At 34.9% G+C, this 1581-nt stretch carries 1 protein-coding gene; it reads left to right on the forward strand.

What is annotated here, in order from left to right; genetic code table 11:
- Nucleotides 1-1581 (forward strand): tetratricopeptide repeat protein (locus tag H5072_RS18990; protein ID WP_182694452.1); only part of this gene is annotated, 1581 nt, incomplete at both ends.

The following is a 1581-nucleotide window of genomic DNA, read 5'->3' on the forward strand; positions in this document are numbered from 1 at the left end:
CCTCTGTTTACTACAGCAAATTAAATGATTCACGAAACCAAATAAAGGCGTCTATTAATTATATAAATATATTATTAGAAGAAAAACGTTATGACGAACTTACTACCCGCATTGAAACTTTATTACCAACAACCCTTGTGTATGGCGATGACTTTTTTATAGCGCAAGTGCTCCTTACTAAGGGGGATTCGTTTTATGAACAAAAAAAGTACGATAACGCGAACGCGCAATACACATCTGCTTTAAAATACCTTGTTGACGAAGACGAATTAATACAAAGACAGTTAGGTGAAACGTATAAAAAATTAGCTCAGTCATATAAACGCCTCAAAAATAGAGAGCAAACGGCTCACTTTTATACAAAAACTTTAGAAATATACACAAGTTTAGGTGATTTAAAGCTAATGGCGCGTACTTTAAATACACTAGCAGAAGCACACCGTTATTTAGATAACTTAGTTTTAGCCCTTGATTACTCCACTCGCGCATTAGAAATATATAAAGACATTGACGATCCTGTTGGCTTTGCTAAAGCATTACTAGGGGCGGGTATTATTTATCGTCATATTAATCTTTATGAAAAATCACTTGAACATATAAATGAGGCATATTTATATTATAAGAAAGTAAATAACATGCTTGGGATTGCTAAAACATCAAATCAAATGGGACTGGTGTATACACGATTAAGGCAGTTTGATCAGGCCGAATTTTTCTATCAAATAACTATCGATTTGCCAAAAGGTATGGTCGAGGAAAAAACGCTCGCTTCAGCTTTAAGAGAAATGGCTGTTATTAACCTCGAATCTGGCGATTTAGTATCAGCGATGCAATATGCTAAAAAAGCTTATATCACTTATAAAAACAAAAACCTTACATCGTACATTTCTACAACAGCACGTATTATTGGTAATATTTATCGTGCCGAAGGAAATAACAACAAGGCTATAGAGTATTACAAAGAGTCATTGTCGTTTGCCAGAGAAACAGGTGGTAAACTTTATGAGGTAAAGTCGCTTACTGCGCTTGCGGGCATTTTAATTGGTATTGATACAAATGAGGCGATTTCTTTACTGAAAAGGTCACTCGCTTTATCAACCGAAATAGATGATAAATTACATATGCTATATGCCTATCGTGAAATTCGAATAGCAGAAAAATTGCGTGGTCGTATAGAAGAGTCACTTCGTTATGCAGAAGAAGAAATAGCCCTAACCGATATTATTCAAAATGAAAGAAGTGAAGATAAGTTGGCGCTTGAAAAAGCACATTTGCATTCGTACAAAATGGAAATAGAGCTTGAGACGTTAAGAGAAAAAGAAAAACGCCATCAGCTTGAGCTTGAAAAGAAAAATAATCAAATTGAAATCGCCGCCCAAGCTAGAGTTATATCAGAGCTAGAGCTTTCAAAGAATAAATACGCCAGTATTGCGCTAGCATTTTTATTAGCCGCTTGTTTAGCTATTGTATTACTGGTTTATAGAAGTTTTATTGCCTCTAAAAAACGTAATGAAGAGTTAGACTATTTGGCAGCAAGAGACCCTTTAACCAATTGTTATAACCGTCGTATTTTATTTGAGG

The sequence above is a fragment of the Pseudoalteromonas sp. SR45-5 genome, from assembly GCF_014163565.1.
GTDB classification, from domain to species: Bacteria; Pseudomonadota; Gammaproteobacteria; order Enterobacterales; family Alteromonadaceae; genus Pseudoalteromonas; species Pseudoalteromonas distincta.